The organism is Micromonospora sp. NPDC051925 (genome assembly GCF_044548625.1).
In the GTDB taxonomy this organism is placed as follows: Bacteria; Actinomycetota; Actinomycetes; order Mycobacteriales; family Micromonosporaceae; genus Micromonospora.
This window is the reverse complement of the sequence record NZ_JBIUCH010000007.1, coordinates 52,416-78,356: the sequence shown is the minus strand read 5'-3', so window position 1 is coordinate 78,356 and position 25,941 is coordinate 52,416. Positions and strand designations below refer to the sequence as shown.

The following is a 25,941-nucleotide window of genomic DNA, read 5'->3' as shown; positions in this document are numbered from 1 at the left end:
TCGTACTCCTGTTCACTCGAAGAGTGAGTGCCGCGCGCCCGGTTCCTCGCGGCGGCGGGCGGCGCGGCGGCGCTGGATGACGATCAGGTCGACCACCGCCACGACGGCGAACAGCACGCAGAGCACGCCCAGCCAGGCCAGGTCGGCCCAGAACGCCAGGACCGCGAAGACGGTCATGGTGACCAGGCCGAACAGGGCCAGCGCCAGCCGGAGGTTCAGCGCGCTGTACGCGTGGCCGACCGTGCCGCGGCCACGCCGGGGCTGCGATCTCGTCATTGTCTCGGGCTACCCCGGCACGGACGCCGCTAACCGACCCCGACGCCCGGATCGCCCCGGACTGTTTCGCGCTGTCGACACTCCTACCAGATCCATGTTTCTAGATATTTAATCTGCCCGGAAGTCGACACGAGCGCACCGGTCCACCTTGCTCGCCCCATAGAGTCACCATACTGTCGCTCTGCGCCGTCTGACCGGGGGAAGCGCATGCCTCGACGCTGGGTCGCCGCCGTGGCCTGCCTGTTGGCGCTGGTCGCCCTCGCCTGCGAGGAGGGCGGCGGAGCCTCCCCCCGCCCCACCCGGAGCGGGTCGACACCGACCGGCCTGCCGACCACGATGGCCGCCCTCGGCGACTCGATCACCACCGGCTTCGCCTCTTGCCTCGTGCTCACCTCGTGCCAACGCAACTCCTGGTCCACCGGGGACGGCATCCGGGTGGAGAGCCACTACCGGCGGCTGCTCGACGCCGACGCGCCGATCCGGAACCGGGCCCGCAACCACGCCGTGCCGGGCGCCCGCGCCGAGGCCCTCGCCGCGCAGGCCGGCGCCGCCGTCCGCGACAAGGCCGACTACGTCACGATGCTGATCGGCGCCAACGACGCCTGCCGCGACGACATCGACCGGATGACCGCGACAGCCACCTTCCGCAGCCAGGTCGACCAGGCGCTGCAGGTGCTGCGGGAGGGCCGCCCCAAGGCCCGGGTCCTGGTGGCCAGCATCCCCGACCTGAACCGGCTCTGGGAGGTCGGGCACACCAAGTCCAGCGCGGTCCGGATCTGGAAGACCGGCATCTGCCCGGCCCTGCTGGCGAACGCCACCTCGGACGCCCCGGCCGACCGGGCCCGCCGGGCCCGCTTCGCCGAGCGCATCGACGCGTACAACAGCCAGCTCAAGGCGGCCTGCCGGGCGTACGGCTCGCGGTGCCACTACGACGGCGGCGCGGTGCACCGGGTGCGGTTCAGCCTGGACGAGGTCAACACGCTGGACTGGTTCCACCCCAACGTGGCCGGGCAGAACCGGCTCGCCGACGCGACCTTCCCGGCCGCCGGCTGGCGACTCTGAGTCCACGCGCTGTCGCACCCGACCGTGTAGCGACCTACCTGGCCGCGCCGCGCACCCCGACCGCGCCGCCACCTACCTGGCCGTGCCGCGCCCGACGGCGGGCCGGGTGCGGCGCGGTGGGGACGTCTGATCAGGGCCGGCGCGGTTGGGGCACCCCGCCCCGGTGTTCCCGGTAGAGCGCCTGGGCCCGCTCGGCGAGATCCTTGGTGGCCGACGAGTTGGCCCAGGTGCCGAGGATGATCGCGGCCCCCGGAACGACCTTGGCGAAGATCCGCTTCGCCGCCCGCACCCCGGCCATCCGGGCCAGCCGGACGCCCAGTTGCAGCATCACCCGACCGAGCGGGTTCTGGGCCGCACGGCCGAACAGCGCGCCGGCCCGCTCCCGACCGGCCGCGACGCCCAGGGCCAACCGGGCCGTCTCGGCCGCCTTGTGCACCTTCTGCAGGACGAGCAGGTCGGTGGCCCGGTCCGGGTTCATCGGGTCCGCCCCGTACGCAGCGGCGACGTGCAGCACCAGCCGAGCCTGGGTCCAGGCCAACACGCCGACGTCGATGACCGCGCCCGGCAACCCCGCCGCCCCGGAGACCGCGCCGGAGAGCCGGGCCCGGTTGACGAAGCGCCGGATCGCCTGCTCGGCCAACTCGTCCGCGGAGGCGTGCGGGCGGTCCGCCCGCGCACGGGCGACCCACTGCGCCGCCTCCGGACCGAGCCGGCGGACCGCCTCCAGGGCGAGGTGCTCCGGGGCGTACTGCGGATCTTCACGCATCCGGTCCCAGAGCCGGGCCGGTGGCGCCTCGGGAGCGTCCCCCGGATCACCGGCCGGCGTGCCGGGAACGGGAGATCCCGGAGCCGCCACCGGTGCGGGAACGGCCGGAGCCGGTGCGGGAACGGCCGGAGCCGGTGCGGGAACGGCCGGAGCAGTCGGAGCCGGTGTGGGAACGGCCGGTGTCGTGGGGACGGCGTGGCCCGGGGTGACCGCCGCGACCGGCGGCGTGGGGACGGTGGGTGCGTCGTCGGCAGGCACGGCGTCGGTCACAGAGGCTCCCGGGGATGGGCTCGGTTCAGGGGTGGTCAGCGGCGGCGGCCCGACAGCTTGCCGGCCGCCTGCTTGAGCCGCGCCTGGTTCTCCGGCTTGGCCAGCTCACGCCGGCCCCGGTCGACCAGTTGCTGCCCCTTCGGTGAGCGCAGGAAGGCGCTGATCCGCTGCATCAGTGCTGACATGTCGTCCTCCGATCGGATGTCCTGCGTCATGTGTACCCGCTCGGAGCAACCACCAACCGTCCATTGTGTTCGGTCGAGGGTAACCAGCAGGTGGTTCCGCTCCGGAACGGCCCCGGCCCGCCTGGGCCGGGCTCAGGCGGGCCGGGTCACCCGGGCGGGGTCGCTCAGACCAGGATGGCGGCGACCACCTCGGTTGCCCGCCACTCGTGCTGGGCGTAGAGATCCGGGTAGGCGGAGATCTGCACGGCCTGCGCCGCGACGGTGAGCGGCAGGTCCTCCCAGCCGGGGATCTCCTGGAGCGCACTGAGGAACGCCCGGGTGGCGAACGCCGGGTCCATCAACTGCCCGACCTCGCCCCAGCCGCTGCTGGGCCGCTGCTGGAACAGCCCGACCGAGTCGTGGTCCCAGCCGATCGCCTGGTGCGGATAGTTCTGCGACTCGGGCAGCACGCCGCTGGCGTAGTTGTAGAGGTTGCTCTCCTGCATCGCGGTGGCCACCGCGATGACCAGGGCACGCCGGGGCACGCCCATCGCCCGCCCGGCCTTGACGATCTCCTTGGCGTTGTCCATCTGGGCCTGGTCGAGGCCGGCCACCGGGCTGATCCGCTTCGGCCTCGGCTTGGGCCGGGGCTTGGTGGTCCTGGTCGAGGTCGCCGTCGGGGCGGCGGTCGGGCTGGCGGTGGTCGGGCTGGGGGCGGCAGCACTGGGAACCGGGGTGCTGGGAGCGATGGTGGCCGAGGTGCGGACCTCACCTCGGGAGGCGGCCTGCTGACCACGCTCGGCGAGCGCAGCCTCGGTGCCGACCCGGTCCGCCCGATCGGTCGGCAGGTCCTGTACGCCGGCCACGGCGGTGACGCCGAGGCAGCAGAGCACACCGGCGGCGAGGGCCACCCGGGTGCCGGTCGGACGGCGGTGCAGGGGGTTAGTGAGCCCGCCGAGGCGGGTACGGAGGGAACGAGGTGCACGGAGAGCGCCGACCTGAACGGACGAGGGGGTGTCGTCCGAACGGCCAGTCGTGCCCCTGGGGGCGCCCTGGTCGTCGATGGTGTCGTCGTCACGCATCCGCCGAGGCTAGGCACGCCCTCCTCCGGCCACCCACCGCCACAGAGTGGCCCTCGCCACAATTGCCGACCCGCCTGCGGGACTCCCGCCCTGGACGCGCAGCCCAGCAGACAGACCACATGCAACGGGCATTACGGTCAATCTCCTCCTGCCCCGTCGCCAGGCGCGGTCGATCGCCCAGACCTCCCCGCCCGGCAGCATGATCCACCATGTCCACCTTTCGGCTGACAAGCCGGAACCGTCCGGCCCAGCCACCTCGGCACACTTGGCGAATTGACGGCTTCCTCCGGGTTTGACAGCCGGATCGGTCACGACGCGCCCGGTGATGGAATGGATGCCCGCGACAGGTACGTTCCCCGAACCGGGTGCCGCCCGTGCACGGCCGCCCGTACGCGCGTTTCCTCAGGAGGTCCGACCGGTGCTCGACCCACACGAGCTCTACCAGCTCACCGACGATCTGCCCGACCTCGGTCAGCCGGTGCTGATCCAGGCGCTCACCGGCTTCGTCGACGCCGGCAACGCCAGTCGCCTGGCCCGCGAGCAGTTGCTCACCTCGCTGGACGCCCGCACGATCGCCACCTTCGACGTCGACCAGCTCTTCGACTACCGGTCCCGCCGCCCGGTGATGACCTTCGTCGAGGACCACTGGGAGGACTACGACGCCCCCGAGCTGGCCCTACACCTGCTGAACGACGACGACGAGACACCGTTCCTCCTGCTCACCGGCCCGGAACCGGACCTACAGTGGGAACGCTTCGTGGCAGCGGTCAGCGGGGTCGCCGCCCGGCTCGACGTCCGGCTCACCGTCGGGCTCAACTCGATCCCGATGGCCGTCCCGCACACCCGTCCCACCGGGGTCACCGCACACGCCACCCGGCGGGAGCTGATCGCCGGTTACGAACCGTGGTTGCAGCGGGTGCAGGTCCCCGGCAGCGTCGGCCACCTGCTGGAGTACCGGCTCGGCGAGGCCGGCCGGGACGCGCTCGGTTTCTCCGCCCACGTGCCGCACTACGTCGCCCAGACCGAGTACCCGGCCGCCGCCGAGGTGCTGCTCTCCTCGGTGTCCCGCAGCACCGGGTTGCTGCTGCCCAACGACAGCCTCCGCTCCGCCGCCGAGGTAGTCCGGGTGGAGATCGACCGTCAGGTCGCCCAGACCGACGAGGCCGCCGCCCTGGTCAAGGCCCTGGAGGAGCAGTACGACGCGTTCGCCCGGGGCAGGGGCGAGAAGAACCTGCTCGCCGCCGAAACCGGTCCACTGCCCACCGCCGACGAGCTGGGGGCCGAGCTGGAGCGCTACCTCGCCGAGCAGACCCGCCCCGGAGACACCCCCGGCACCTGACCAGCCGTACGCCGACGGCGGTGTCCCGATCCGGGACGCCGCCGTCCGACCGCCCTCGGGGAGCCTCGCGCGACGGCGAGCTGCTCGCCGCTGCCGGGGCCACGGGCCACGATGCGGCAGACCCGGCGACTCCCACAGGTGACCGTCCGACCCGGCCGGCCCGCCCGACACGGTAGGCCGACACGGCGCGGTGGGCCGCGATGCGGCAGGCTGGTCCCATGCGCCTGGCGACCTGGAACGTGAACTCGGTGAAGGCCCGCCTACCCCGGCTGCTGGACTGGCTCGCCGGCACCGGCCCGGACGTGGTCTGCCTCCAGGAGACCAAGTGCCCCGACGGGGCGTTCCCGGTCACCGAGGTCGGCGAGTTGGGCTACGAGGTGGCCAGCCACAGCGACGGCCGGTGGAACGGGGTGGCGATCCTGTCCCGGGTCGGCCTGACCGACGTCGCCGTCGGCTTCCTCGGCGAGCCGGGCTTCCCGCAGCCCGAGGCGCGGGCCATCTCCGCCAGCTGCGCCGGGGTCCGGGTCTGGTCGGTGTACGTCCCGAACGGCCGGGCACCCGACGACCCGCACTACACGTACAAGCTGGCCTGGTTCGCCGCGCTGCGCGACGCGCTGGAGCCGGAGCTGGCCGCCGGCGGCCCGGTCGCCGTCTGCGGAGACTTCAACGTCGCCCCGACCGACGCCGACGTCTGGGAGCCGGCGCTCTTCGCCACCTCGACGCATGTCACCCCGGCCGAGCGGGCCGCCCTGACCGCCCTGCGCGACCTCGGGCTCACCGACGTGGTGCCCACCCCGATGAAGGGCCCGCACCCGTACACCTACTGGGACTACCGGGCCGGCATGTTCCACCAGAACAAGGGCATGAGAATCGACCTGGTGTACGCCTCCGCGCCGCTGGCCCGGACGGTCCGCTCCGCGTACGTGGACCGGGAGGCACGCAAGGGCAAGGGCCCCTCCGACCACGCCCCGATCGTGGTCGACACCGACACCGACACCGACCTCGGCACCGGCACCGGCACCGACCTCGGCCCGCCGCCCGTCGTCGAGGCGTCCTGACACCCCTTCCCGGGTCCGCGGCGACACCGCTGATCCCCGGCCCAGCGACGAGACCGGGGGTCCGCGGTGACACCGCTGATCCCCGGCCCAACGACGAGACCGACCGCCGGCTCAGGCCAGATTCGATGATCGACTCCTTGTCATCGATGTGGCGGTCCACCCCGCTCAGGACCTTCCTCCGCCGACCAGATTCGCTCCGCCGACCTGCCCGGTGGCGGCCCACCCTCGTCCCTCGATCCCAGTGGCTGGGACAGAGGGCGACATCCGATGGATCGTGAAGAGTTGTTGCGGTCCTGGCGACAACAATTCTTCACAAACCCCGCCGCACTCTCGTCAATCCGCACCGCACCACACCGCAGGGCACCCACCGCCCACACCGCACCGCCCACCGCACGGCAGGCTCACCAGCACCCGGACCGGAATCGGCAGGGCACTCGCCGAGCACTTCCTGGAATCCGGGCACCAGATCGTCGGAAGCACGGCACCGCACCGCACCGCACCGCACCGCACCGCACCGCACCGCACCGCACCGCACCGCACCGGCCCCATGCTCACACCTCGACACCTCGACACCTCGACACCTCGACACCTCGACACCTCGACACCTCGGCGCATCGGCACCTCGACACCTCGACACCTCGGCGCATCGGCACCTCGGCGCATCAGCGCATCAGCGCGTCGGCGCATGGGCGCATCAGCGCGTCGGCGCATGGGCGCATCGGCGCATCGCGCGGACCACCGCGCATCCACCGGCCTGCTCAACGCCGTACCGCCACCGCACCCCGAGGAGCGCCGCCCGGCGTCCTGGACGGGGCGGGCGGGGCTAGGGTGGGGAGATGGCAGTCGTGAAGATCAACGCGATCGACGTCCCGCCCGGTGCCGGCGAGGAGTTGGAGAAGCGGTTCGCCGCTCGGGCCGCAACGGTGGAGAACTCCCCCGGATTCCTCGGCTTCGAGCTGCTGCGCCCGGTAGCCGGGGAGAGCCGCTACTTCGTCTACACCCGGTGGGAGACCGAAGAGGCGTACCAGACCTGGGCAGCCGGGCCGTCCCGGGCCGCGCACGCCGGCGGCGAGGGTGGCGAGCAGCGACGCCCGGTCGCCTCGGGCGCGACACTGCTGGAGTTCGAAGTCGTCCAGCAGGTGACCGGCAAGGGCTGAGCGGCGTACGGCCCGGTTCAGCGAAGGCGGGTCGGGCCACGCCGGCAACACGTGCAGCGGCCAGCGGCGGGGACGCACCGCGACGAGCCGGCAACACGCACCGCAGCACGGCGGCGAGCCGCGGGAACACCCATGGATCAACGAGCCGCAGGAACGCACCGCACAGCGACAAGCCCAGGGACACACCGCACAGCGACGAGCCCAGGGACACACCGCACAGCGACGAGCTGCCGGAACGCACCGCGCATCGACGATGCCTGCGGCACATCGCAGCACAGCGGGGAGCTGCGGGGACACACCGTGTCCCGACGAGCGGCGCGGCGGTCAGGGTGACCGGGTCTCGGCCAGCGAGGCAAAGGCGATGACGTTGTCGGCGTAGCCGCTACGCCCGCCGATCCACTGGCCGCCGCAGGTGATCAGCCGAAGGGCGGGCGGACCGTCGTCGCCGTAGACCCGGTCCGCGGGCAGGGCCGACTTGTCGAAGAACTCCACCGAGTCGACCCGGAACACCACCACCCGCCGGTCGTCCCGGGTCACCTCGATCTGGTCGCCCGGTGTGAGCTTGCGCAGGTCGTAGAAGACCGCCGGCCCGCTCTTGGAGTCGACATGACCGACGATGATCGCCCGGCCCGGCTCTCCGGGGGTCGGACTTCGGTCGTACCAGCCGGTGTCGTTGTGCCGGTCGAGCGGCGGGACGTCGATCGACCCGTCCCGGGCCTGACCGACCGGGGCCACCGGAGCGGCCACCTTGATCGCCGGGACGGCGAGCCGCACCGGCCGGCTGGCCGGCAGACTGCCCGGTGCGGGGCTCTGCCGGGCACCGGCCGCCGGGCGCTGCGACGTCGCGTCGGTCCAGCCCAGCGGCCCGACCGAGCGGCCCAGCCCGGCACCGGTGGCGAAGACTCCGAGCAGCACCAGCAACACGGCCAGCGGCACCGACCAGGGCCCGCGTGCCGCTACCGCCCCAGAGGCCGACGTCGTCGGATGTGCTCGGCCGCGGTGCTGCGGCGTCGGACCAGTGGGCTGCGGCGCGGGGCGGGCCCGGCCACTGGGCGACGGAGCCGGGCCGCTGCGCTGCGGCACCCCGCCACCGCGCGGCGCTGCCGGATCACCACGATCCACGGCCCGACCACCGCCCTGCGGCACCCAACCACCACGCACCACCCCCGGATCACCACGATCCACGGCCCGACCACCGCCCTGCGGCACCCAACCACCACGCTGCGGGATCGGGTCACCGCGCGACACCGCCGGGGCACTGCGCTGGGATGCCCAGCCGGTGTGCTGCCCGGCCGGGCCGGGCCGGGGGTCCGAGGGGACAGGCGGCGGGGGCATGGTCAGCTCCCGGCGACGCCACGCGGCCGACGAGCCGCCACGATCCCGACGACCGCCCCGGCGATGGTCAGCGCCAGCCCACCGGGAACCAGCAACCCATCGGCCATTCCGTTGCCGGCCGCGCCGCCGAAGCCGGTGTGCGGCCCGGGACTGGGCTTCACCCTCTTGACCACCTGGAGCGACGTCGAGGCGGTCGCCCCGTCGGGGCATTCCAGCTTGATCCGGTAACTGCCCGGCCGGACGCGCTCCTTGACCATCGGGGCGGCGGTGAGCAGACCTCGCTGCGGCTGCACCTGGACCCGGCCGAAGGCGTCCGAGACGACGGTCGCCGGGATCGAGTTGTCGTGACAGCTCGCCTCGATGCCGACCAGGTACCCCGGCTCGACGGTGCTCGGGGTCACCTCGACGAAGAGCAACCCGGGAGGCGGCTGGGTGCTGCCACCCTGTTCCGGCGCGGGCTGTTCCGGCCCGGGAACCGGAGCGGCCAGCGGCCGGACCGGGACGGCTGCCAGGGGCGGGACGGCAACCGCAGGCAGCACAGCTGCGGGGGGCGGGACGCCAACCGGCAGGGCGGCCGAGGCCGGGGCAGCGCTCCACAACGCGGGACCGAGGGCACCGGCGGCGACCGCCAACGCGGTGCGGTACAGCGCGATCGACACCATTCCCCCTTCCGGCGTCTCGGGCAGCGCCGGACCGACACGCGCGCTGACCTGCAGTACGGGATGAATCGTCTCACTCCCCGACCGACATCACATCCGATACGGCGGAACCGTCGCGTACGCTCGGCTCGCTGTGACCTCCATCGACCAGAACCCCGCCGCCCCGGTGGCCCCGCCGGCCACCCGGATTCGCACCTTCCACCCCCGTCGTGGCCGGATGAGCAGCCGGCAGACCGACGCGCTGGCGCGGCTCCAGCCGACGTACGGGATCGAGATCGCCGACCTCGACGGGCCGGTCGATCCGGCCGGGTTCTTCGGCCGTGCCGCCCCGGTGGTGCTGGAGATCGGCTCCGGGATGGGTGACGCCACCGCCGCGATGGCCGCCGCCGACCCGGATCGCGACTACCTGGCGGTCGAGGTGCACACGCCGGGCATCGCGAACCTGCTCGACCTGGTGCATCGCCACGGCCTGCGTAACGTCCGAATCGCCGAGGGCGATGCGCTGGACCTGGTCCGGGCGATGCCGGAGCGGTCCCTGGACGCGGTGCACGTCTTCTTTCCCGACCCGTGGCCCAAGTTGCGGCACCACAAGCGGCGGATCATCCAGCCGGAGCACGTGGCGCTGCTGCGCTCCCGGCTGGCCGGCGGCGGAATCCTGCACTGCGCCACCGACTGGGCCGAGTACGCCGAGTCGATGCGGCTGACCCTGACCGCCGACCCCGAGCTGGACGACGTGCACGCGGGCTTCGCGCCCCGGCCCGCCCACCGCCCGGTGACCAAGTTCGAACGCCGGGCCCTGGCTGCCGGCCGCCCCGTCTTCGATCTGATCCACCGCCGTCGCTCCTGACCGACAAGGTGGGCTGGGGTGGGTGGCCCGGTTGGCGTGGGGGTGGTGGTGCGGGCACGATGGGGGCGCTATGACGCTTACTGCCGCGCTGCCTCGAAGCGCCGACCCCGACACCCTCTTCGACGCGTTCGCCGGCTGGGCGTCCGAGCGTGGGCTTGACCTCTATGCCCACCAGGAGGAGGCGGTCATCGAGATCGTCTCCGGCGCTAACGTGATCATGAATACGCCGACCGGCTCGGGCAAGAGCCTGGTCGCCATCGCGGCGCACTTCACGGCCCTGGCCGACGACCGGACGAGCTTCTACACCGCTCCGATCAAGGCCCTGGTGTCGGAGAAGTTCTTCGCGCTCTGCGAGGTGTTCGGCGCGGAGAACGTCGGCATGCTCACCGGCGACGCCAGCGTCAACGCCGATGCCCCGATCATCTGCTGCACCGCCGAGATCCTGGCCAACCTGGCGCTGCGCGAGGGCGCGAAGGCCGACGTCGGCCAGGTGGTGATGGACGAGTTCCACTTCTATGCCGAGCCGGATCGGGGCTGGGCCTGGCAGGTGCCGATCATCGAGCTGCCGCAGGCGCAGTTCGTGCTGATGTCGGCCACCCTCGGCGACACCACCCGGTTCGTCGACGACCTGACCCGGCGTACCGGCCGGCCGACCGCCGTCGTCCGCTCGGCCGAGCGGCCGGTCCCGCTGATCTTCTCGTACGCGATGACGCCGCTGCACGAGACCCTCGAAGAGCTGCTGGAGACCAAGCAGGCCCCGGTGTACGTCGTGCACTTCACCCAGGCCGCCGCGCTGGAACGCGCCCAGGCGTTGATGAGCGTGAACGTCTGCACCCGGGCCGAGAAGGACATGATCGCCGCCGCGATCGGCAACTTCCGGTTCACGTCCGGCTTCGGCAAGACCCTGTCCAGGCTGGTCCGGCACGGCATCGGCGTACACCACGCCGGCATGCTGCCCAAGTACCGCCGCCTCGTGGAGACCCTGGCCCAGGCCGGGCTGCTCAAGGTCATCTGCGGCACCGACACCCTGGGCGTGGGCATCAACGTGCCGATCCGCACGGTGCTGTTCACCGGCCTGAGCAAGTACGACGGGGTACGCACCCGGCTGCTCAAGGCCCGCGAGTTCCACCAGATCGCCGGCCGCGCCGGGCGGGCCGGCTTCGACACCCTGGGGCGGGTCGTGGTGCAGGCCCCCGAGCACGTCATCGACAACGAGAAGGCCCTCGCCAAGGCGGGCGACGACCCGAAGAAGCGCCGCAAGGTGGTGAAGAAGAAGCCGCCGGAGGGGTCGATCGGCTGGGGCGAGCCGACCTTCCAGCGCCTCGTCGAGGCCGAGCCGGAGCCACTGACCTCCAGCTTCCAGGTCAGCCACTCGATGCTGCTCAACGTGATCGGCCGCCCCGGCGACGCGTTCGCCTCGATGCGGCACCTGCTCACCGACAACCACGAGGACGCCGCCGCCCAGCGCCGGCACATCCGCCGGGCCGTCGCCATCTACCGGGCACTGCGGGCCGGTGGGGTGGTCGAGCAGCTCGCCGAGCCCGACGAGACCGGCCGCCGGGTCCGGCTCACCGTCGACCTCCAGCTCGACTTCGCGCTCAACCAGCCGCTGTCGCCGCTGGCCCTGGCCGCCATCGAACTGCTCGACGTCGAGTCCCCGTCGTACGCCCTGGACGTGTTGAGCGTGATCGAGTCGATCCTCGACGACCCGCGCCAGGTGCTCTCCGCGCAGCAGTTCAAGGCGCGCGGCGAGGCGGTCGCCGCGATGAAGGCCGAGGGCATCGAGTACGAGGCCCGGATGGAACTGCTCGACGAGGTGACCTGGCCCAAGCCCCTCGCGGAGCTGCTGTACGCGGCGTACGAGATGTACCGGCAGGGGCATCCCTGGGTCGCCGACCACCAGCTCTCCCCCAAGTCCGTGGTCCGGGACATGTACGAGCGGGCGATGACCTTCGGCGAGTACGTGCAGTTCTACGGGCTGACCCGGTCCGAGGGGCTGGTGCTGCGCTACCTCGCCGACGCCTACAAGACACTGCGGCAGACCGTCCCCGAGGACGCCAAGACCGAGGAGCTGGTCGACCTCATCGAGTGGCTGGGCGAGCTGGTCCGCCAGGTCGACTCCAGCCTGATCGACGAGTGGGAGCGGCTGCGCAACCCCTCCGACGTCGCCGACGCGGCCCAGGCCCACGCCGCGCTGGAGGAGCGGGTGCCGGCGGTCACCCGCAACGCCCGCGCCTTCCGGGTGCTGGTCCGCAACGCGCTGTTCCGCCGGGTCGAACTGGCCTCCCTGCGCCGCTGGTGGGATCTCGGCGAGCTGGACGGCGCATCCGGTTGGAACGCCGACGCCTGGGCGGAGGCGCTGGAGCCGTACTTCGAGGCGTACGACGGGATCGGGGTGGGGCCGGACGCACGGGGGCCGGCGCTGCTCATGATCGAACAGGGCCGGGAGAAGTGGACCGTCCGGCAGATCCTGGACGACCCGGAGGGCGACCACGACTGGGGGATCAGCGCCGAGGTCGACCTGGCCGCCTCCGACGAGGTCGGTGCCGCCGTCGTCCGGGTGACGGAGGTCGGTCAGCTCTGACCCGGCCGTCGCGGTGCGGACGCGACGGCACTGTCGTCACGCCTGCGGAGGCACGACTGCGTCGGCCTCCGGGACGGGAAGCCCGACTGTCGGAGGAAGCGCCACCGCCGGTGGGCGCAGCCCGCGCGACCGTTGGCCCGGACGTGGATCGACGCAGGCCAGGGCTAGTTGACTAGACAGCTAGACGGTGTAATGTACGCACCGTGTCGGACAGATCGCTACGGGGTACCGAGTTCGCGCCCAGGTACTACCAGATCGAGCAGGAACTCAAGGCGCGAATCCGGACGATGCAACCGCATGAGCCGTTGCCGTCCGAGGCCGCCCTCACGGAGCAGTTCGAGGTGAGTCGGATGACCGCCCGCGCCGCAGTGCAGCGGCTGGTCGCCGAAGGGCTGGTCTACCGGCAGGCGGGCCGGGGCACGTTCGTGTCCCCTCCGGTGACCCAGCGTCGCGCCGACACCCTCGTCCGGTTCAGCAGCGAGATGCGACGACAGGGCCGCGTCCCGTCGTCGCGGGTCATCTCCGCCCGCCTGCGCCCGGCAGCGCCCGAGGAGGTCAGCCGGCTACGGCTGTCGACCGGGGCCGAGGTGGTGGCCATCGAGCGGGTACGGCTGGCCGACGCGGTGCCGGTCGCCCTGGAGCAGGCGGCCTTCCCGCCCGACGTCCGCGAACTGCTCGCCGTCGACCTGGCCCACCGGTCGCTGCACGAGACGTTGATCCGGCTCGGCCGGGTGCCCATGCGCGGGTATGCCGCCGTGGAGGCGCACTCCGCCGGCGAGGACGACTGCCGACTGCTCGACGTGACCCCCGGAACCGCCCTGCTGGTGGAGAAGCGGCTGGTGCTCGACCAGGACGACAACCCGCTGGAGTTGACCCAGTCCCGTTATGTCGGAGCGCGGTATTCCCTCCAGGTCGCGTTCTCCGTGGACCACGACAACTCACCCGCGTCCCGAAATCCGTAGGCAGAGCGATCATCGGCCCGCCAGCCGTAGCGAAAGGTGGCCCCCGTGAGTGCAGCCATGACCCCAGTGAACATTTCCGTCGAGCGGGTGGCGAAAATGATCGACCACTCCCTGCTGCGACCCGAACTCACGATCGGCGAGGTCGGTGACGGCTGCGAACTTGCCCTCCGATACGACGTCGCATCGGTCTGCGTGAAACCGGCCGACGTGCCATTCGCGGCCGGCCTGCTGGCCGGCACGGATGTCGCGGTCGGTACGGTCGTCGGCTTTCCGCACGGCAGCAGCACGAGTCGGATCAAGGCCGCCGAAACCGCCGCCGCGCTCAACGACGGAGCCCGCGAGATCGACATGGTGATCAACATCGGCTGGCTCCGGCAGCGTCGGGACGACGACGTCCTCGCCGACATCGAGATGGTGGTCCGGGAGGCCGGCGACGCGGCCCTGGTGAAGGTCATCCTGGAGAACGCCTACCTGGACACGGAGGAGAAGATCCGCGGCTGCCGGATCTCCGAGCAGGCGGGGGCGGACTACGTCAAGACCTCCACCGGGTTCGCCCCGGGCGGGGCGACCCTCGACGACCTGCGCCTCATGCGCGCGACCGTACCGCCCAGGATGGGGGTGAAGGCTGCCGGCGGGGTCCGCACCCTGGACCTGCTCCTCACGATGGCCGAGATCGGCGTCACCCGGTTCGGCGCCACCGCCACCGCCACCATTCTCGATGACCTGCGCGCCCGGATCGACGGGCAACACAAAGAAGTGTAGAAGGTTATCCGCAACTAACCCGGTGAATACTTCCCGGAAACAATTCAGGACGCGATCAATTGTCACCACCGGCCCCGCACCGGACGTATACGCATTTCCCAAAACAGGTAGCCGCAACTGTGACCCAGTGCACAATAAATTCGGCTAGCCCGCACCAGAACCGCCGACCTAACCTTCACTCAGCGGCAATGAACACGGATTTCCGATCATTGTCTCCACGGATTCCGGATCATTGTCTCAGGGATTCTCTTTGGGGAGGTTCGATGCAGGCGTATGTCATGTATGGGCCGGGCGTTCTGGATTCGACCGAACAACCCGAGCCCATTTACGGCGAAGACGAGATCCTGCTCCGTACGGAAGCGGTGTCGATCTGTTCGACCGACGTCTCGTACTTCCGGGGCCACCTGTTCCCGGAAACCTGGCCCATCGTGCCCGGACACGAGTACGTCGGCGAGGTCTCCGGCATCGGCGCCCGGCTCAAGGGAGCGGTGGAACTCGGGCAGCGGGTCTGCTACTGGGGACAGACCGACTTCGGCGGCATGGCCGAGTACCGGGTCATCCGACCGATCTTCGGTCACCAGGTCGCCGCCGAGACCGCGTGGTACACCGAGCGGAACTTCTACGACGCCGACCAGGCCGCGGCCGTCATCGTGCCCGACTCGCTGTCCTGGGACGCGGCCACCATCATCGAGCCGCTGACCTCGGTGCTCCGCTCGATCCTGGTCAACCCGCCCCGGCCCGGCGACGTGTGCGTCGTGCTCGGCTGCGGTCCGAGCGCGGTGCTCGCCACGCAGATCCTCACCCGCTACGTGGGGGCCCGTTCGGTGACGGTGGTCGACCGCAACGAGTACCGGTTGAAGATCGCCCTGAGCAATGGGGCGTCGCTCGGCTTCAACACCTCGACCGACGCCGAATCACTGGAGGCGTTCGTCCGCGACAACCACGACCAGTATGCGGACTACGTGTTCGACGCGCTGCCGCACGTGGCCGTCGACGGGCACGGCAAGGACGTCCGCGAACTGGCGATGGGGCTCCTGCGCCCCGGTGGCACCTACGTCGTCTACGGCGCGACCGGCGTACGTCAACAGATCAACACCTGGCTCATTCTCGCCAAGGGACTCAACGTCCGGGCCACCCCGTTCGACGTACGGCTGTTCCCGATGGCCAGGTCGGCGCACGTCGCCAACATCGCCGTACGACTCCTCCAATCCGGACTGGTCGACGCCGCGCCGGTGGTCAGCCACCGGATCTCCTTCTACGACCCGAAGGCCGTGGTCGGGGCGTTCGAGAGCTACGGGCAGGGCGACTCCATGAAGACGTGCCTGCGGCTGTCCCCGGTCGCCCACGCCACGGCCGGTGCCGAGGTGCTCCTCGGAGATCTGCGATGACGACCGATGCCCCGTACACCCGCGACCGGGTCACCTGGCTGGCGTTCGCCGTCCTGGCCGTCTACGCCTACGTCCTGTACGCCCTCGGGCCGATGCTGACCCTGCTGCGTCGGGACCTGGACCTGCCGTACGCGATGATCGGCATCCACTCGACGGTGTTCGCCGCAGGCGTGCTCGTACCCGGCCTGTTCTTCTCCCGGCTGGTGGCCGCGTTCGGCCGGCGGCGACTGCTCTGGGCTGCCATGACCGTCGTCGCCGTCGGATCGGTCGTCCTGGCCGTGGGTCGGGCGCCCGCCGTCACCCTCCCGGCCGTGGCGATGCTGGGGGTCGGCGGCGTCTTCCTCCAGATCATGGCGTTGGCACTCCTCGCCGACCGGCACGGCCAACGGCGGGACCGCTCGATCGTGGAGGCGAACGCCGGTGCCAGCGCCGCCGCCGTGCTGGCCCCGCTGCTCGTCGGCGCGCTCGACGCGAGCGTGGCGGTCTGGCAGGTCAGCCTCGCGCTGCCGGTCGTGGCGCTGCTCCTGCTGAGGGTCGGCTACCGCACGGAGACCCTCGTAGTCCACCCGGCCCCCGGCACGACGCCGCGCCCAGCCGGTCCCCGACCGCCGCTGCCCGGCGCCTTCTGGCTGATGTGCGCCGTCTGCGGGCTGGTGGTCGGGGCCGAGTTCTGCGTCGTCTTCTTCGGTGCCTCCCTGCTCCGCCAGGTCACCGGAATCGACACCGGAACCGCCGCGGCGATCATGACCGTGTTCGCGGTCGGGGAACTCGTCGGCCGGCTCGCCGGCAGCCGGCTCACCTCCCGCCCCGGCCAGACCCGACGAATCCTGCTCGCGACACTCGGGCTGAGCGCCGTCGCGTTCGTCGCGCTCTGGGTGTCACCGAGCCTCGTCCCGATGGTCGTGGCGCTGCTGTTCCTCGGTCTCGGCATGGCCAACCTGTTTCCGCTGGCGCTGTCCCTGGCCGTCGCGACCGCACCGGACCGCACCGACGACGCGACCGCACGGACCCAGCTCGTCGTCGGGGTGGGCATCATGCTCGCGCCCCTGCTGCTCGGTACGCTCGCGGACCGGCTGGGCGTCGCCCCGGCGTTCGGCGTCAACCTGGTCCTGCTTGCCGCCGCGACCCTGCTCCTGCTCGTCCGGCGTCAGCCCGCCCGCACCGGCGCGGACCAGGGCACCGAGCAGCAGTTGGCCGCCCGATGAGCGGCGACACCGCCACCGCCGCGGTCGCCGCCGCCACCGACGTCCTCCGTGGCAACCTCCGCACCGGCTACTCCGCCGGGGCCGGACACGAGTTCCGGTTCACCTGCCCGTCACCGGACACGTATCCGTTCCAGTGGTCGTGGGACAGCGCCTTCCACGCGATCGCGCTGTCCCACCTCGACCCGGGCCGGGCGCAGGCCGAGATCGGCTCGCTGCTCACCGCCATGACGCCGCAGGGCTTCCTGCCCCACATGCTCCTGTGGCAGGACCACCTGCGCCCCCGTGCCGTCGAGGACTTCCGCATCCGGGTGAGGGGCTGGACCTCGGCCACCATCGCACCGCCGGTACTCGCCCGCGCCGTGGAACGGGTGTTCCTCGCCACCGGTGACCGGGACTGGCTGCGCAGCGTGCTGCCCCGCACGCTGTTGTGTTACGAGTGGCTGCGCACCCACCGGACCAACCCGCACACCGGCCTGCTGCTCACGTTCCAACCGGACGAGTCCGGTCTCGACTCCAGCCCGAAGTACGACGAGGCGATCGGGTTGGACGTCACCACCGGGGACGTCTCGCCGCACTGGCACGACGCGATGCGCAAGCTGCTCGACTCGTACGCGACGGCGACCAGCGACGCGGAACTCCTCGCCGCCCGCCGGTTCGTCTGGCACGACGTGCTGTTCAACAGCATCTACGCCGACGGGCTCCGGACGGTGGCCCGGCTGTGCCGGCTGTCGCCGCAGGCACAGCGAGTCGCCGACGTGTGCGAGAACCGCGCGCACGCGGTCACCGCCGCCCTGGCCCGGCACTGCTGGGACGAGGACCGGGGCGTGTTCTGGGACCTCGACGTGGTCCGTGGCACACCCGCCCGGTGCCTCACCGCCAGCAGCCTGTTCCCGCTGATCCTCGAGGACCTTCCCGCCCCGATGGCCCGCCGCCTGGTCGAGGAGCACCTGCTCAACGACCAGGAGTTCTGGACCGCCTTCCCGGTGCCGAGCGTGGCGGCGAACGAACCGGTGTTCGACCCGGACTTCCGTACCGGGGCCATTTTCCGGGGGTCGAGCTGGGTCAACCTCAACTGGTACCTGCACGCGGGACTGCGCACCCACGGCTTCACCAGGGTCGCCGACGTACTCGCCCGCCGCACCCTGGAGATGACCGCCCGATCGGGGATGCGGGAGTGCTACGGCCCGTTCGACGGGGCCGGGCACGCGGCCCGGGAGTTCGGCTGGAGCAGCCTCGTCATCGACCTCGTCGCCGCCGGGGAAGGGGACCGACCATGACGATCCGGTGGGGATTTCTCGGGGCCGGTTCGATAGCTCGCTCCAGCGTCGGACCGGCCGTCCGGAGCGCGCCGGGCCACACCCTGCACGCCGTTGCCGCCCGGGACGAGCGACGGGCCGCCGCGCTGCGACCGGCCCGGATCTACCGCCGGTACGAACAACTCCTGGAAGACCCCGAGGTGGACGCGGTCTACGTCTGCCTGCACAACCGGGCACACCGGGTCCGGGTCGGCGCGGCGCTGCGGCACGGCAAGCACGTCCTGTGCGAGAAGCCGCTCGGGCTGACCGCCGACGAGGTCGCCGCGATGACCGCCGAGGCGACGGCCGCGCGACGCCTCCTCGTCGAGGCCGCCTGGAACCGGTGGCATCCCCGTACCCGGGCGGCGGAGACCCTGCTGACCGCCGGCGCCGTGGGCCGGGTCGAGCAGGTCGTCACCCGGTTCCACGGCGCGTCCCCGGCCCCCGGGAACTACCGACGCGAGGCCGCCCTGGGTGGCGGCGCGCTGTGGGACGTCGGTTGTTACGCCGTGGCCGGAGCGCTGTCGGCGCTGTCCTGGCAACAGCCGACGAACGTCACCGCCACGATGACCTGCTGGGACGGCGGTGACGCCGACCTCGCGACCCGGGCCCGGCTCGACTTCGGTGCGACCACCGTGGTGCACCTCGTCGCGGCGTTGGACGGCCGCGACGAGCAGTTCCTCGAAGTACGCGGCGACGCCGGCGTCCTGCGGCTGCTGCGTCCCGCGTTCACCGCCGGCACCGCGCCCGCCACGTTGCAGTTGACGCTGGGCGGCGCCGCGCCGAGGGTGATCGAATACCCGGCCACCGATCCGTACCGCCTCATGGTCGAGGCGTTCGGCGCGGCGGCGCGGGGCGAGAACGCCTGGCTCGTGCCGCTCGCCGAGTCGTCGGCGGTCGCCACGACGATCGACGCCGTCCGGGCGGCCGGCCTCGCCCCGGACCAGGCACCGGGCCGGCGTCACCCGGGTCCGGTCGCCCACTCCTGAACCGGCGTCAGGTGGCGGATCAGCGGCGCGGCACGGGTCACGCACCACTCCTGCGGAGGCGACACCGAAAGCCCGCTCCACACACTGGGCGATGTCACCCCCATCGATTAGAATGTGTGTACTAATCGAGTTCCTGACCTGGGAGGACGCTCGTGACCGCGCCCATCGCCACCCCCCTCACGCCGTACGCCACCCTCCTCGGTTTCACCCGGTACGTCGACCGCACCGGGCCCACCAAGGCCACCTTCGTCGGCGGCCTGCGCAAGCAGCGGGCCAGCCGGCACGGCTTCAACCCGCACGGCCAGTTCGTCAAGGCGCTCAAGGCCGACATCGCCTTCCACACCGGCGGCACCCACCTGGCCGGCGTGGCCGACCTGGTCAAGCCCCGCTGGCGTCCGCTCTACCAGGCCCTGGTGCCCGGCGCGACGGCCTGGCTGGAGTCACTCGGCGAGCCGGCCGGCGTGGACCTGGCGCAGACCCGCGACGCCCTCGCGATGCTCGGCGACCTCCCTGTCAAGATCAACCCCCAGTTCGGCGTCCGGTACGCCGACGGGCATGCCGAGGCGATCCGGCTGCACTTCGACGAGACGCCGCCGAGCGAGGAGGCCATCCTGGCCACCCTGCACCTGATGGCCCGGCACATGGACGCGGTGCTGCCGCACGCCGCGCCGATCCTGGTCGACGTGCGGCGCGGCGTGGCCCACCGGATGCCCGACGCCGCCCGCCCCGAGCAGATCGAGCAGTGGCTGGCCGGCGAGGCCGCCGCCTTCCGCGCCATCTGGTCCACCGCCGCCTGACACCACCCGCGCCCCGCTTCCGACCTCTCCCCGGGGCGGGGGCGGGGCCCTCCCGCGCTGAAGGGCAGGGACCGGCCCGGCGGGCCCGGCCCGGCAGGGACATCCCTGCAGAGACCAGCCGGGCGGGGAGCAGCCCGGCGGGGAGAGTCAGTCCTCCGAGGCGGGCCGGCTCGCCGGGACCGTCGGCAGCGGCCACGGCCCGGTCCGGACGGTCGGCGGCTCGTCGCGCCGATGGTCGGCCCAGACGTAGGTCTCCGGCAGCAGGTCGGTCACCGGCAGCCTCCGCAGGGCGTCCATCGGCCCGAGGATGACCTGGATGGACGGGTGGTAGTCGAGCAGTACCTGCCGGCACCGGCCGCACGGCGGAAGCACCCCGCGCCCCCGGTCGCCCACCGCGACGATGGCCTCCAGCTCCCCCGCGCCCTGGGTAGCCGCCGCCCCGAGGGCCACCACCTCGGCACAGGGGCCGCCGGTGAAGTGGGCGAGGTTCACGCCGGTGAAGACCCGACCGTCGGCGGTCCGGGCTGCCGCCGCGACGGTGTGGTTGTCGCTGCGGCAGCGCAGCTTGGCGACCGCCGTGGCGGCCTGCACCAGCGCGCGGTCGGTGTCGAACAGCATCGTCGTCGTCATCCGGCAGCCCCCCGTGGTCGCATCGTCCGGCGGTCAGCGTAGCCCGGCGGAGGCCGGTTTCCCGGGCAGCGCTCCGGCGCGGTGACCTGCGTGCGGTCTCTCGGGGCGTAACCCGGGAGCGGTCCGGCGGCGGGCTGCCTATCCTTGGCGACGACATGCAGAATCCAGCCGCATCCGATCCCGCCGACGCCGTGACCGCCGACGCCGCATCCGATCCCGCCGCATCCACCGACGCCGTGACCGTCCGTGAGCTGCACCGCCGGCTCATCCCGCTGATGTTCCGCGACCAGCGCCGCCTCCAGCGCCGGCTGGACGGGGTACGCAAGCTGCGGAACCCGCAGCGGCGCGACGCGACGCTGGCCGAGATCGCCGAGGACGTGTCCCGGGCGGAGGCGCGGCTGGCCACCCGGCGGGCCGCCGTGCCGACGATCACGTACCCGGCGCAGTTGCCGGTCAGCGAGCGGCGTGACGACATCGCCGCCGCGATCCGCGACCACCAGGTGGTGATCGTGGCCGGCGAGACCGGCTCCGGCAAGACCACCCAACTGCCCAAGATCTGCCTGGAGCTGGGGCGCGGGATCACCGGGCTGATCGGGCACACCCAGCCGCGCCGGCTCGCCGCCCGGACGGTCGCCGACCGGATCGCCGAGGAGCTGGGCACCGAGCTGGGCGACGTGGTCGGCTACAAGGTGCGCTTCACCGACCAGGTGAGCGACCGCAGCCTGGTCAAGCTGATGACCGACGGCATCCTGCTGGCCGAGTTGCAGACCGACCGGATGCTGCGCCAGTACGACACGTTGATCATCGACGAGGCGCACGAGCGCAGCCTCAACATCGACTTCATCCTCGGCTACCTGCGGCAGCTACTCCCCCGCCGTCCCGACCTCAAGGTGATCATCACCTCGGCGACCATCGAGACCGGCCGGTTCGCCGAGCACTTCGCCGACGCCGACGGCCGGCCCGCGCCGATCGTCGAGGTCTCCGGGCGGACGTACCCGGTCGAGGTGCGGTACCGGCCGCTGGTCGAGGTCGCCGAGGGTGACGACACCGAGGGTGACGACGAGGAGAACGTCCGCGACCAGATCCAGGCGATCGGCGACGCGGTCGAGGAGCTGGCCGCCGAGGGGCCGGGCGACATCCTGGTCTTCCTCAGCGGCGAACGGGAGATCCGGGACACCGCCGAGGCGCTCGGCAAGCTGACCCAGTCGAAACGTTCCCTGCTCGGCACCGAGATCCTGCCGCTGTACGCCCGGCTCTCCGCCGCCGAGCAGCACCGGGTGTTCGCCGCGCACCCCGGACGCCGGGTGGTGCTGGCCACCAACGTCGCGGAGACCTCGCTCACCGTCCCCGGCATCAAGTACGTGGTGGACCCGGGATCGGCCCGGATCTCCCGCTACTCCAGCCGGCTGAAGGTGCAGCGGCTGCCCATCGAGCCGGTCTCCCAGGCGTCGGCCAACCAGCGCAAGGGCCGCTGCGGCCGGACCTCGGACGGCATCTGCATCCGGCTCTACGACGAGTCCGACTTCCTGTCCCGGCCGGAGTTCACCGACCCGGAGATCCTGCGTACGAACCTCGCCTCGGTCATCCTCCAGATGACCTCGATCGGGCTCGGTGACCTCGCCGCGTTCCCGTTCATCGACCCGCCGGACCGGCGCAACATCACCGACGGGGTCAACCTGCTGCACGAGCTGGGCGCGTTGGACCCGACCGAGGCCGACCCGGCCAAGCGGCTCACCCCGCTCGGCCGCCGGCTGGCCCAGCTCCCGGTCGACCCCCGGCTGGCCCGGATGGTGCTGGAGGGCGAACGCAACGGCTGCGCCACCGAGGTGCTGGTGATCGCCGCCGCACTGTCGATCCAGGACCCCCGGGAGCGGCCGGCGGAGAAGCAGGCCCAGGCCGACCAGGCGCACGCCCGGTTCGCCGACCGGGAGTCCGACTTCGTGTCGTTCCTCAACCTCTGGCGCTACCTGCGCGAGCAGCAACGGGAGCTGTCGTCCAGCGCGTTCCGCCGGATGTGCAGGGCGGAATACCTCAACTACCTGCGGGTCCGCGAGTGGCAGGACATCGTCGCCCAGCTGCGCCAGGTGCTGCGTACCCCCGAGGGGGGTGACGGGCGGCGGGGTCGGCGCGGCGCGACGGAGGCCCCGGCCGACGGTGGCCGGCGCGGTCCGGCCGCCGACCTGCCGGAGGAGATCGACACCCCGAAGGTGCACCAGTCGCTGCTGCCCGGCCTGCTGTCGCACATCGGGCTCAAGGACGCGCAGAAACACGAGTACCTGGGCGCCCGGGGGGCGAAGTTCGCGGTCTTCCCCGGTTCGGCGCTGTTCCGCAAGCCGCCGCGCTGGGTGATGGCCGCCGAGCTGGTGGAGACCTCCCGGCTGTGGGGGCGGGTCGCCGGGCGGGTCGAGCCGGAGTGGGTGGAGCCGCTGGCCCAGCACCTGGTCAAGCGCAGCTACAGCGAGCCGCACTGGGAGAAGAAGCAGGCCGCCGTGCTGGCCTACGAGAAGGTCACCCTGTACGGCGTCCCGCTGGTCACCTCCCGCAAGGTCAACTTCGGTCGGATCGACCCGGTGCTGAGCCGGGAGCTGTTCATCCGGCACGCCCTGGTCGAGGGTGACTGGCAGACCCACCATCAGTTCTGGCGGGACAACCGCAAGCTGCTCACCGAGATCGAGGAATTGGAGAACCGGGCCCGCCGCCGGGACATCCTGGTCGACGACGAGAGCATCTTCGCCTTCTACGACCAGCGCATCCCCGCCGACGTGGTCTCGGGGCGGCATTTCGACGCCTGGTGGAAGCAGACCCGCCGGGAGCAGCCCGACCTGCTCACCTTCACGAGGGAACTACTGGTCAACGCCGGGCGCGGCGGGGTCGACGAGGCCGACTTCCCGGACGAGTGGCGGGCCGACGGGGTGACCCTGCCGCTGACGTACACCTTCGACCCGACCGCGCCCACCGACGGCGTCACCGTCGACATCCCGCTGCCGTTGCTCAACCAGGTGCCGGCGGAGAGCTTCGACTGGCAGGTGCCGGGCCTGCGCGAGGAGTTGGTGATCGCGCTGATCCGGTCGCTGCCCAAGCCGATCCGGCGCAACTTCGTCCCGGTCCCGGACTACGCCCGTGCCGCCCTGGCGGCGATCACCCCCGGCGAGGAGCCGCTGCTGGACGCGCTGACCCGGCAGCTGCGCCGGATGACCGGGGTGACCGTCCCCCGGGAGGCGTGGGAGCCGGGCCGGCTGCCGCCGCACCTGCGGGTGACGTTCCGGGTGATCGGCGACGCGGACAAACCGGTCGCCGAGGGCAAGGACCTGCCGGCCCTGCAACGCCAGCTCCGCCAGGAGGTACGCCAGGTGGTGGCCGCCGCCGCGCCCGAGGTGGCCCGCGCCGGGCTCACCGAGTGGAGCATCGGCACCCTGCCCCGCACCATCGAACAGGTGCGGGCCGGGTACGCGGTGACCGCGTACCCGGCCCTGGTGGACGAGGGCACGACGGTCGGGGTGAAGGTCTTCGACTCCGAGGCCGAGCAGGCCGCCGCGCACTGGGCGGGCACCCGTCGGCTGCTGCGGTTGACCGTGCCGTCACCGGCGAAGTTCCTCCAGGGGCGGCTGAGCAACGAGGCGAAGCTGGCGTTGAGCCGCAACCCGCACGGCGGGGTGCAGCAGCTCATCGCGGACGCCGCCGGGGCCGCCATCGACAAGCTGATCGCCGACGCGGGCGGCCCCGCCTGGGACGCGGACGGCTTCGCCGCGCTACGCGAACGGGTCCGTGCCGACCTGGTCGACACGGTGGTCGAGGTGATGGGCCGGGTCCGCCAGGTGCTCGCCGCGGCGTACGCGGTGGAGCAGCGACTCGGCGCGACCCGCAACCTGGCCGTGGTGGCCGCCCTCGCCGACCTGCGCCAGCAGCTCACCGGCCTGGTGCACGACGGCTTCGTCACCGAGGCCGGTTACGCCCGCCTGCCCGACCTGCTGCGCTACCTGACCGCGATGGAACGCCGGCTGGACCGGTTGGCCGCCAACCCGCAGCGGGACAAGTCCCAGCAGGACCGGATCGCCACGGTGCAGAAGGAGTACCAGGACCTGCTGGCCGCCCTGCCCCCGGCCCGCCGCGCCTCGGCCCCGGTGCGGCAGATCCGCTGGATGATCGAGGAGCTCCGGGTGAACGTCTTCGCCCAGGCCCTGGGCACCCCCTACCCGGTGTCCGAACAACGCATCTACCGGGCCATGGACGACGCCGAAGCCCGCTGACATCCGCTGCCCTGCCCACCTCGGCGGGTTCGCCCTGACGCCGATCTCGCGGCCCACGGGCGGACGCCGCCGTGCCGACGACCCTGCGGGTCACGGGAGGGGTTCCACACCCGGGGGGAGGTCGCTGGTGGTGGTGGCCGCCTGCACGTAGTCGAGGAGGATGCGGCGCAGCTCGCGGCCGGCGTGGGTGGGGACCACGTCCCGGCGGCGGGCCACCGCGATGGTACGGCGGACGCCGGGCGGGGCGAGTCGGGTGACCCGGATGCCGGGGCGGCGGCTGACCACGATGCCCGGCACCAGGGCGATGCCCAGTCCGGCCTCGACGAAGCTGAGCACCGCGTCCATCTCGCCGCCGTCGACCGAGAAGGTGGGCTCGAAACCGGCCTCCCGACATGCCTGGATGGTGGCGTCGCGCAGGTCGTAGCCCTCGCGGAACATCACCAGCGGTTGATCGCGCAGGTCGGTGATCCGCAGCTCGCCGCTGCCCGACGCGGCGGGCAGCGGGTCCACCGAGGCGACCACCAGGCTCTCCCGCAGGATCGGGTCGACCCGCAGCCCGGGGTCGGCGCCCTGGGCCGGCATGATGATCAGGGCGAGGTCGAGGTCACCGCGCAGCAGGTCACGCACCAGGTCCTGGGAGCCCCCCTCCTCGACCCGCAGGTCGACGGCGGGGTGGGCGTCGCGGAACCGGCGCAGCACCGGCGGGGCCAGCGAGGTGGCCAGGCTGGGGGTGGCCCCGAGCCGGACCCGGCCCCGGCGCAGGCCGACCAGCTCCTGCACCTCCCGGGTGGCGGTCTCGACGTCGGCCAGGATCCGCTTGGCCAGCGGCAGCAGCACCTCACCGGCGGCGGTGAGGGTGATGTTGCCCCTTACCCGCTCGAACAACGGGGCACCGAGGTCGGTCTCCAGGGCGTGAACTTGCTTACTCAACGATGGTTGGGTGATGCCGACGATGTCGGCGGCTTGGGTGAAATGTCGTACTTCGGCCACCGCAACGAAGTACTTCAGCTGATGGAGCTGCATCTACATAGCTTATGGCTATCGAGACTGCGAGGTCGATGCATTGG

General features: G+C 72.1%; 22 protein-coding genes. 14 read left to right on the top strand and 8 right to left on the bottom strand.

Annotation, left to right across the window (positions count from 1 at the left end):
* Nucleotides 1-12: 12 nt before the first annotated feature.
* The gene (locus tag ACIG87_RS11135) at nt 13-276 is read right to left on the bottom strand and encodes a DUF6343 family protein (protein ID WP_396850252.1); all 264 of its coding nucleotides are present in this window, start codon (nt 274-276) and stop codon (nt 13-15) included.
* Nucleotides 277-483: 207 nt separating this feature from the next.
* Here ACIG87_RS11135 and ACIG87_RS11130 point away from each other — a divergent pair, with 207 nt between their 5' ends.
* On the top strand, nt 484-1,338 hold the full coding sequence (locus tag ACIG87_RS11130) for an SGNH/GDSL hydrolase family protein (RefSeq protein ID WP_396850250.1): 855 nt from the start codon (nt 484-486) through the stop codon (nt 1,336-1,338).
* Nucleotides 1,339-1,468: 130 nt separating this feature from the next.
* Here the strand turns inward: ACIG87_RS11130 and ACIG87_RS11125 are convergent, their stop codons facing one another.
* The 3 genes from ACIG87_RS11125 to ACIG87_RS11115 all read right to left on the bottom strand — a co-directional run bounded on the left by ACIG87_RS11125 (nt 1,469) and on the right by ACIG87_RS11115 (nt 3,620).
* On the bottom strand, nt 1,469-2,194 hold the full coding sequence (locus ACIG87_RS11125) for an EcsC family protein (RefSeq protein WP_396850555.1): 726 nt from the start codon (nt 2,192-2,194) through the stop codon (nt 1,469-1,471).
* A 215-nt stretch (nt 2,195-2,409) separates the two neighbouring features.
* Nucleotides 2,410-2,559, bottom strand: coding sequence for a hypothetical protein (locus tag ACIG87_RS11120; RefSeq protein WP_168222413.1), 150 nt, complete (start codon nt 2,557-2,559; stop codon nt 2,410-2,412).
* A 164-nt stretch (nt 2,560-2,723) separates the two neighbouring features.
* The gene (locus tag ACIG87_RS11115; protein ID WP_396850248.1) at nt 2,724-3,620 is read right to left on the bottom strand and encodes a peptidase M23; all 897 of its coding nucleotides are present in this window, start codon (nt 3,618-3,620) and stop codon (nt 2,724-2,726) included.
* Between the two features lie 418 nt (nt 3,621-4,038).
* Here ACIG87_RS11115 and ACIG87_RS11110 point away from each other — a divergent pair, with 418 nt between their 5' ends.
* The 3 genes from ACIG87_RS11110 to ACIG87_RS11100 all read left to right on the top strand — a co-directional run bounded on the left by ACIG87_RS11110 (nt 4,039) and on the right by ACIG87_RS11100 (nt 7,174).
* Nucleotides 4,039-4,959 (top strand): proteasome assembly chaperone family protein, encoded by a 921-nt coding sequence (locus ACIG87_RS11110; protein ID WP_396850246.1) that lies wholly within the window; start codon nt 4,039-4,041, stop codon nt 4,957-4,959.
* Between the two features lie 218 nt (nt 4,960-5,177).
* Nucleotides 5,178-6,017, top strand: coding sequence for an exodeoxyribonuclease III (locus ACIG87_RS11105; RefSeq protein WP_396850244.1), 840 nt, complete (start codon nt 5,178-5,180; stop codon nt 6,015-6,017).
* An 836-nt stretch (nt 6,018-6,853) separates the two neighbouring features.
* Nucleotides 6,854-7,174 carry an antibiotic biosynthesis monooxygenase family protein gene (locus ACIG87_RS11100; RefSeq protein ID WP_396850242.1) on the top strand — a complete coding sequence of 107 codons (321 nt, stop codon included), beginning with the start codon at nt 6,854-6,856 and terminating at the stop codon, nt 7,172-7,174.
* A gap of 324 nt (nt 7,175-7,498) precedes the next feature.
* On the opposite strand, the gene ACIG87_RS11095 is transcribed toward ACIG87_RS11100, so the two are convergent.
* Both ACIG87_RS11095 and ACIG87_RS11090 read right to left on the bottom strand, forming a co-directional pair.
* Entirely contained in the window at nt 7,499-8,110 is a 612-nt protein-coding gene (locus ACIG87_RS11095) for a class F sortase (protein ID WP_396850240.1), read from the bottom strand.
* A 401-nt stretch (nt 8,111-8,511) separates the two neighbouring features.
* Nucleotides 8,512-9,171, bottom strand: a complete 660-nt coding sequence (locus ACIG87_RS11090) for a hypothetical protein (protein WP_396850238.1) — start codon at nt 9,169-9,171, stop codon at nt 8,512-8,514.
* Between the two features lie 130 nt (nt 9,172-9,301).
* Here ACIG87_RS11090 and trmB point away from each other — a divergent pair, with 130 nt between their 5' ends.
* The 9 genes from trmB (at nt 9,302) to ACIG87_RS11045 (ending at nt 19,997) form a co-directional block, all read left to right on the top strand.
* A complete protein-coding gene (trmB, locus tag ACIG87_RS11085) occupies nt 9,302-10,015 on the top strand; it encodes a tRNA (guanosine(46)-N7)-methyltransferase TrmB (protein WP_396850236.1) in 714 nt (237 codons plus the stop codon).
* A 70-nt stretch (nt 10,016-10,085) separates the two neighbouring features.
* Nucleotides 10,086-12,599, top strand: coding sequence for a DEAD/DEAH box helicase (locus ACIG87_RS11080; RefSeq protein ID WP_396850234.1), 2,514 nt, complete (start codon nt 10,086-10,088; stop codon nt 12,597-12,599).
* A 203-nt stretch (nt 12,600-12,802) separates the two neighbouring features.
* Nucleotides 12,803-13,561 carry a GntR family transcriptional regulator gene (locus ACIG87_RS11075; RefSeq protein ID WP_396850233.1) on the top strand — a complete coding sequence of 253 codons (759 nt, stop codon included), beginning with the start codon at nt 12,803-12,805 and terminating at the stop codon, nt 13,559-13,561.
* Nucleotides 13,562-13,606: 45 nt separating this feature from the next.
* Nucleotides 13,607-14,323, top strand: coding sequence for a deoxyribose-phosphate aldolase (deoC, locus tag ACIG87_RS11070; protein ID WP_396850231.1), 717 nt, complete (start codon nt 13,607-13,609; stop codon nt 14,321-14,323).
* Between the two features lie 263 nt (nt 14,324-14,586).
* Nucleotides 14,587-15,711: a zinc-binding dehydrogenase gene (locus ACIG87_RS11065; RefSeq protein WP_396850229.1), complete on the top strand. Its 1,125-nt coding sequence runs from the start codon at nt 14,587-14,589 to the stop codon at nt 15,709-15,711.
* Nucleotides 15,708-16,916, top strand: a complete 1,209-nt coding sequence (locus ACIG87_RS11060; RefSeq protein ID WP_396850227.1) for an MFS transporter — start codon at nt 15,708-15,710, stop codon at nt 16,914-16,916. The genes ACIG87_RS11065 and ACIG87_RS11060 overlap by 4 nt, the downstream gene beginning before the upstream one ends.
* Nucleotides 16,913-18,193 carry an MGH1-like glycoside hydrolase domain-containing protein gene (locus ACIG87_RS11055; protein WP_396850226.1) on the top strand — a complete coding sequence of 427 codons (1,281 nt, stop codon included), beginning with the start codon at nt 16,913-16,915 and terminating at the stop codon, nt 18,191-18,193. Before ACIG87_RS11060 ends, ACIG87_RS11055 begins: the two co-directional genes overlap by 4 nt.
* On the top strand, nt 18,190-19,200 hold the full coding sequence (locus tag ACIG87_RS11050) for a Gfo/Idh/MocA family protein (protein WP_396850224.1): 1,011 nt from the start codon (nt 18,190-18,192) through the stop codon (nt 19,198-19,200). The genes ACIG87_RS11055 and ACIG87_RS11050 overlap by 4 nt, the downstream gene beginning before the upstream one ends.
* A 152-nt stretch (nt 19,201-19,352) precedes the next feature.
* Entirely contained in the window at nt 19,353-19,997 is a 645-nt protein-coding gene (locus ACIG87_RS11045) for a hypothetical protein (protein WP_396850223.1), read from the top strand.
* Nucleotides 19,998-20,144: 147 nt separating this feature from the next.
* On the opposite strand, the gene ACIG87_RS11040 is transcribed toward ACIG87_RS11045, so the two are convergent.
* A complete protein-coding gene (locus ACIG87_RS11040) occupies nt 20,145-20,627 on the bottom strand; it encodes a cytidine deaminase family protein (protein WP_396850222.1) in 483 nt (160 codons plus the stop codon).
* A 155-nt stretch (nt 20,628-20,782) separates the two neighbouring features.
* Between ACIG87_RS11040 and hrpA the strand changes: the two genes are divergently transcribed.
* Entirely contained in the window at nt 20,783-24,874 is a 4,092-nt protein-coding gene (hrpA, locus tag ACIG87_RS11035) for an ATP-dependent RNA helicase HrpA (protein WP_396850220.1), read from the top strand.
* A 90-nt stretch (nt 24,875-24,964) separates the two neighbouring features.
* Here hrpA and ACIG87_RS11030 read toward each other — a convergent pair whose 3' ends face one another.
* The gene (locus tag ACIG87_RS11030) at nt 24,965-25,897 is read right to left on the bottom strand and encodes a LysR family transcriptional regulator (protein ID WP_396850218.1); all 933 of its coding nucleotides are present in this window, start codon (nt 25,895-25,897) and stop codon (nt 24,965-24,967) included.
* Nucleotides 25,898-25,941 lie beyond the last annotated feature (44 nt).

Bases quoted from the DNA above. Each gene is read 5' to 3' on its own strand.
- ACIG87_RS11120 (WP_168222413.1), bottom strand. From the start codon at position 2,559: ATGTCAGCACTGATGCAGCGGATCAGCGCCTTCCTGCGCTCACCGAAG.
- ACIG87_RS11050 (WP_396850224.1), top strand. From the start codon at position 18,190: ATGACGATCCGGTGGGGATTTCTCGGGGCCGGTTCGATAGCTCGCTCC.
- ACIG87_RS11055 (WP_396850226.1), top strand. From the start codon at position 16,913: ATGAGCGGCGACACCGCCACCGCCGCGGTCGCCGCCGCCACCGACGTC.
- ACIG87_RS11090 (WP_396850238.1), bottom strand. From the start codon at position 9,171: ATGGTGTCGATCGCGCTGTACCGCACCGCGTTGGCGGTCGCCGCCGGT.
- hrpA (WP_396850220.1), top strand. From the start codon at position 20,783: ATGCAGAATCCAGCCGCATCCGATCCCGCCGACGCCGTGACCGCCGAC.
- ACIG87_RS11105 (WP_396850244.1), top strand. From the start codon at position 5,178: ATGCGCCTGGCGACCTGGAACGTGAACTCGGTGAAGGCCCGCCTACCC.
- ACIG87_RS11040 (WP_396850222.1), bottom strand. From the start codon at position 20,627: ATGACGACGACGATGCTGTTCGACACCGACCGCGCGCTGGTGCAGGCC.
- ACIG87_RS11100 (WP_396850242.1), top strand. From the start codon at position 6,854: ATGGCAGTCGTGAAGATCAACGCGATCGACGTCCCGCCCGGTGCCGGC.
- ACIG87_RS11135 (WP_396850252.1), bottom strand. From the start codon at position 276: ATGACGAGATCGCAGCCCCGGCGTGGCCGCGGCACGGTCGGCCACGCG.
- ACIG87_RS11130 (WP_396850250.1), top strand. From the start codon at position 484: ATGCCTCGACGCTGGGTCGCCGCCGTGGCCTGCCTGTTGGCGCTGGTC.
- ACIG87_RS11115 (WP_396850248.1), bottom strand. From the start codon at position 3,620: ATGCGTGACGACGACACCATCGACGACCAGGGCGCCCCCAGGGGCACG.
- ACIG87_RS11030 (WP_396850218.1), bottom strand. From the start codon at position 25,897: ATGCAGCTCCATCAGCTGAAGTACTTCGTTGCGGTGGCCGAAGTACGA.
- ACIG87_RS11060 (WP_396850227.1), top strand. From the start codon at position 15,708: ATGACGACCGATGCCCCGTACACCCGCGACCGGGTCACCTGGCTGGCG.
- ACIG87_RS11080 (WP_396850234.1), top strand. From the start codon at position 10,086: ATGACGCTTACTGCCGCGCTGCCTCGAAGCGCCGACCCCGACACCCTC.
- ACIG87_RS11065 (WP_396850229.1), top strand. From the start codon at position 14,587: ATGCAGGCGTATGTCATGTATGGGCCGGGCGTTCTGGATTCGACCGAA.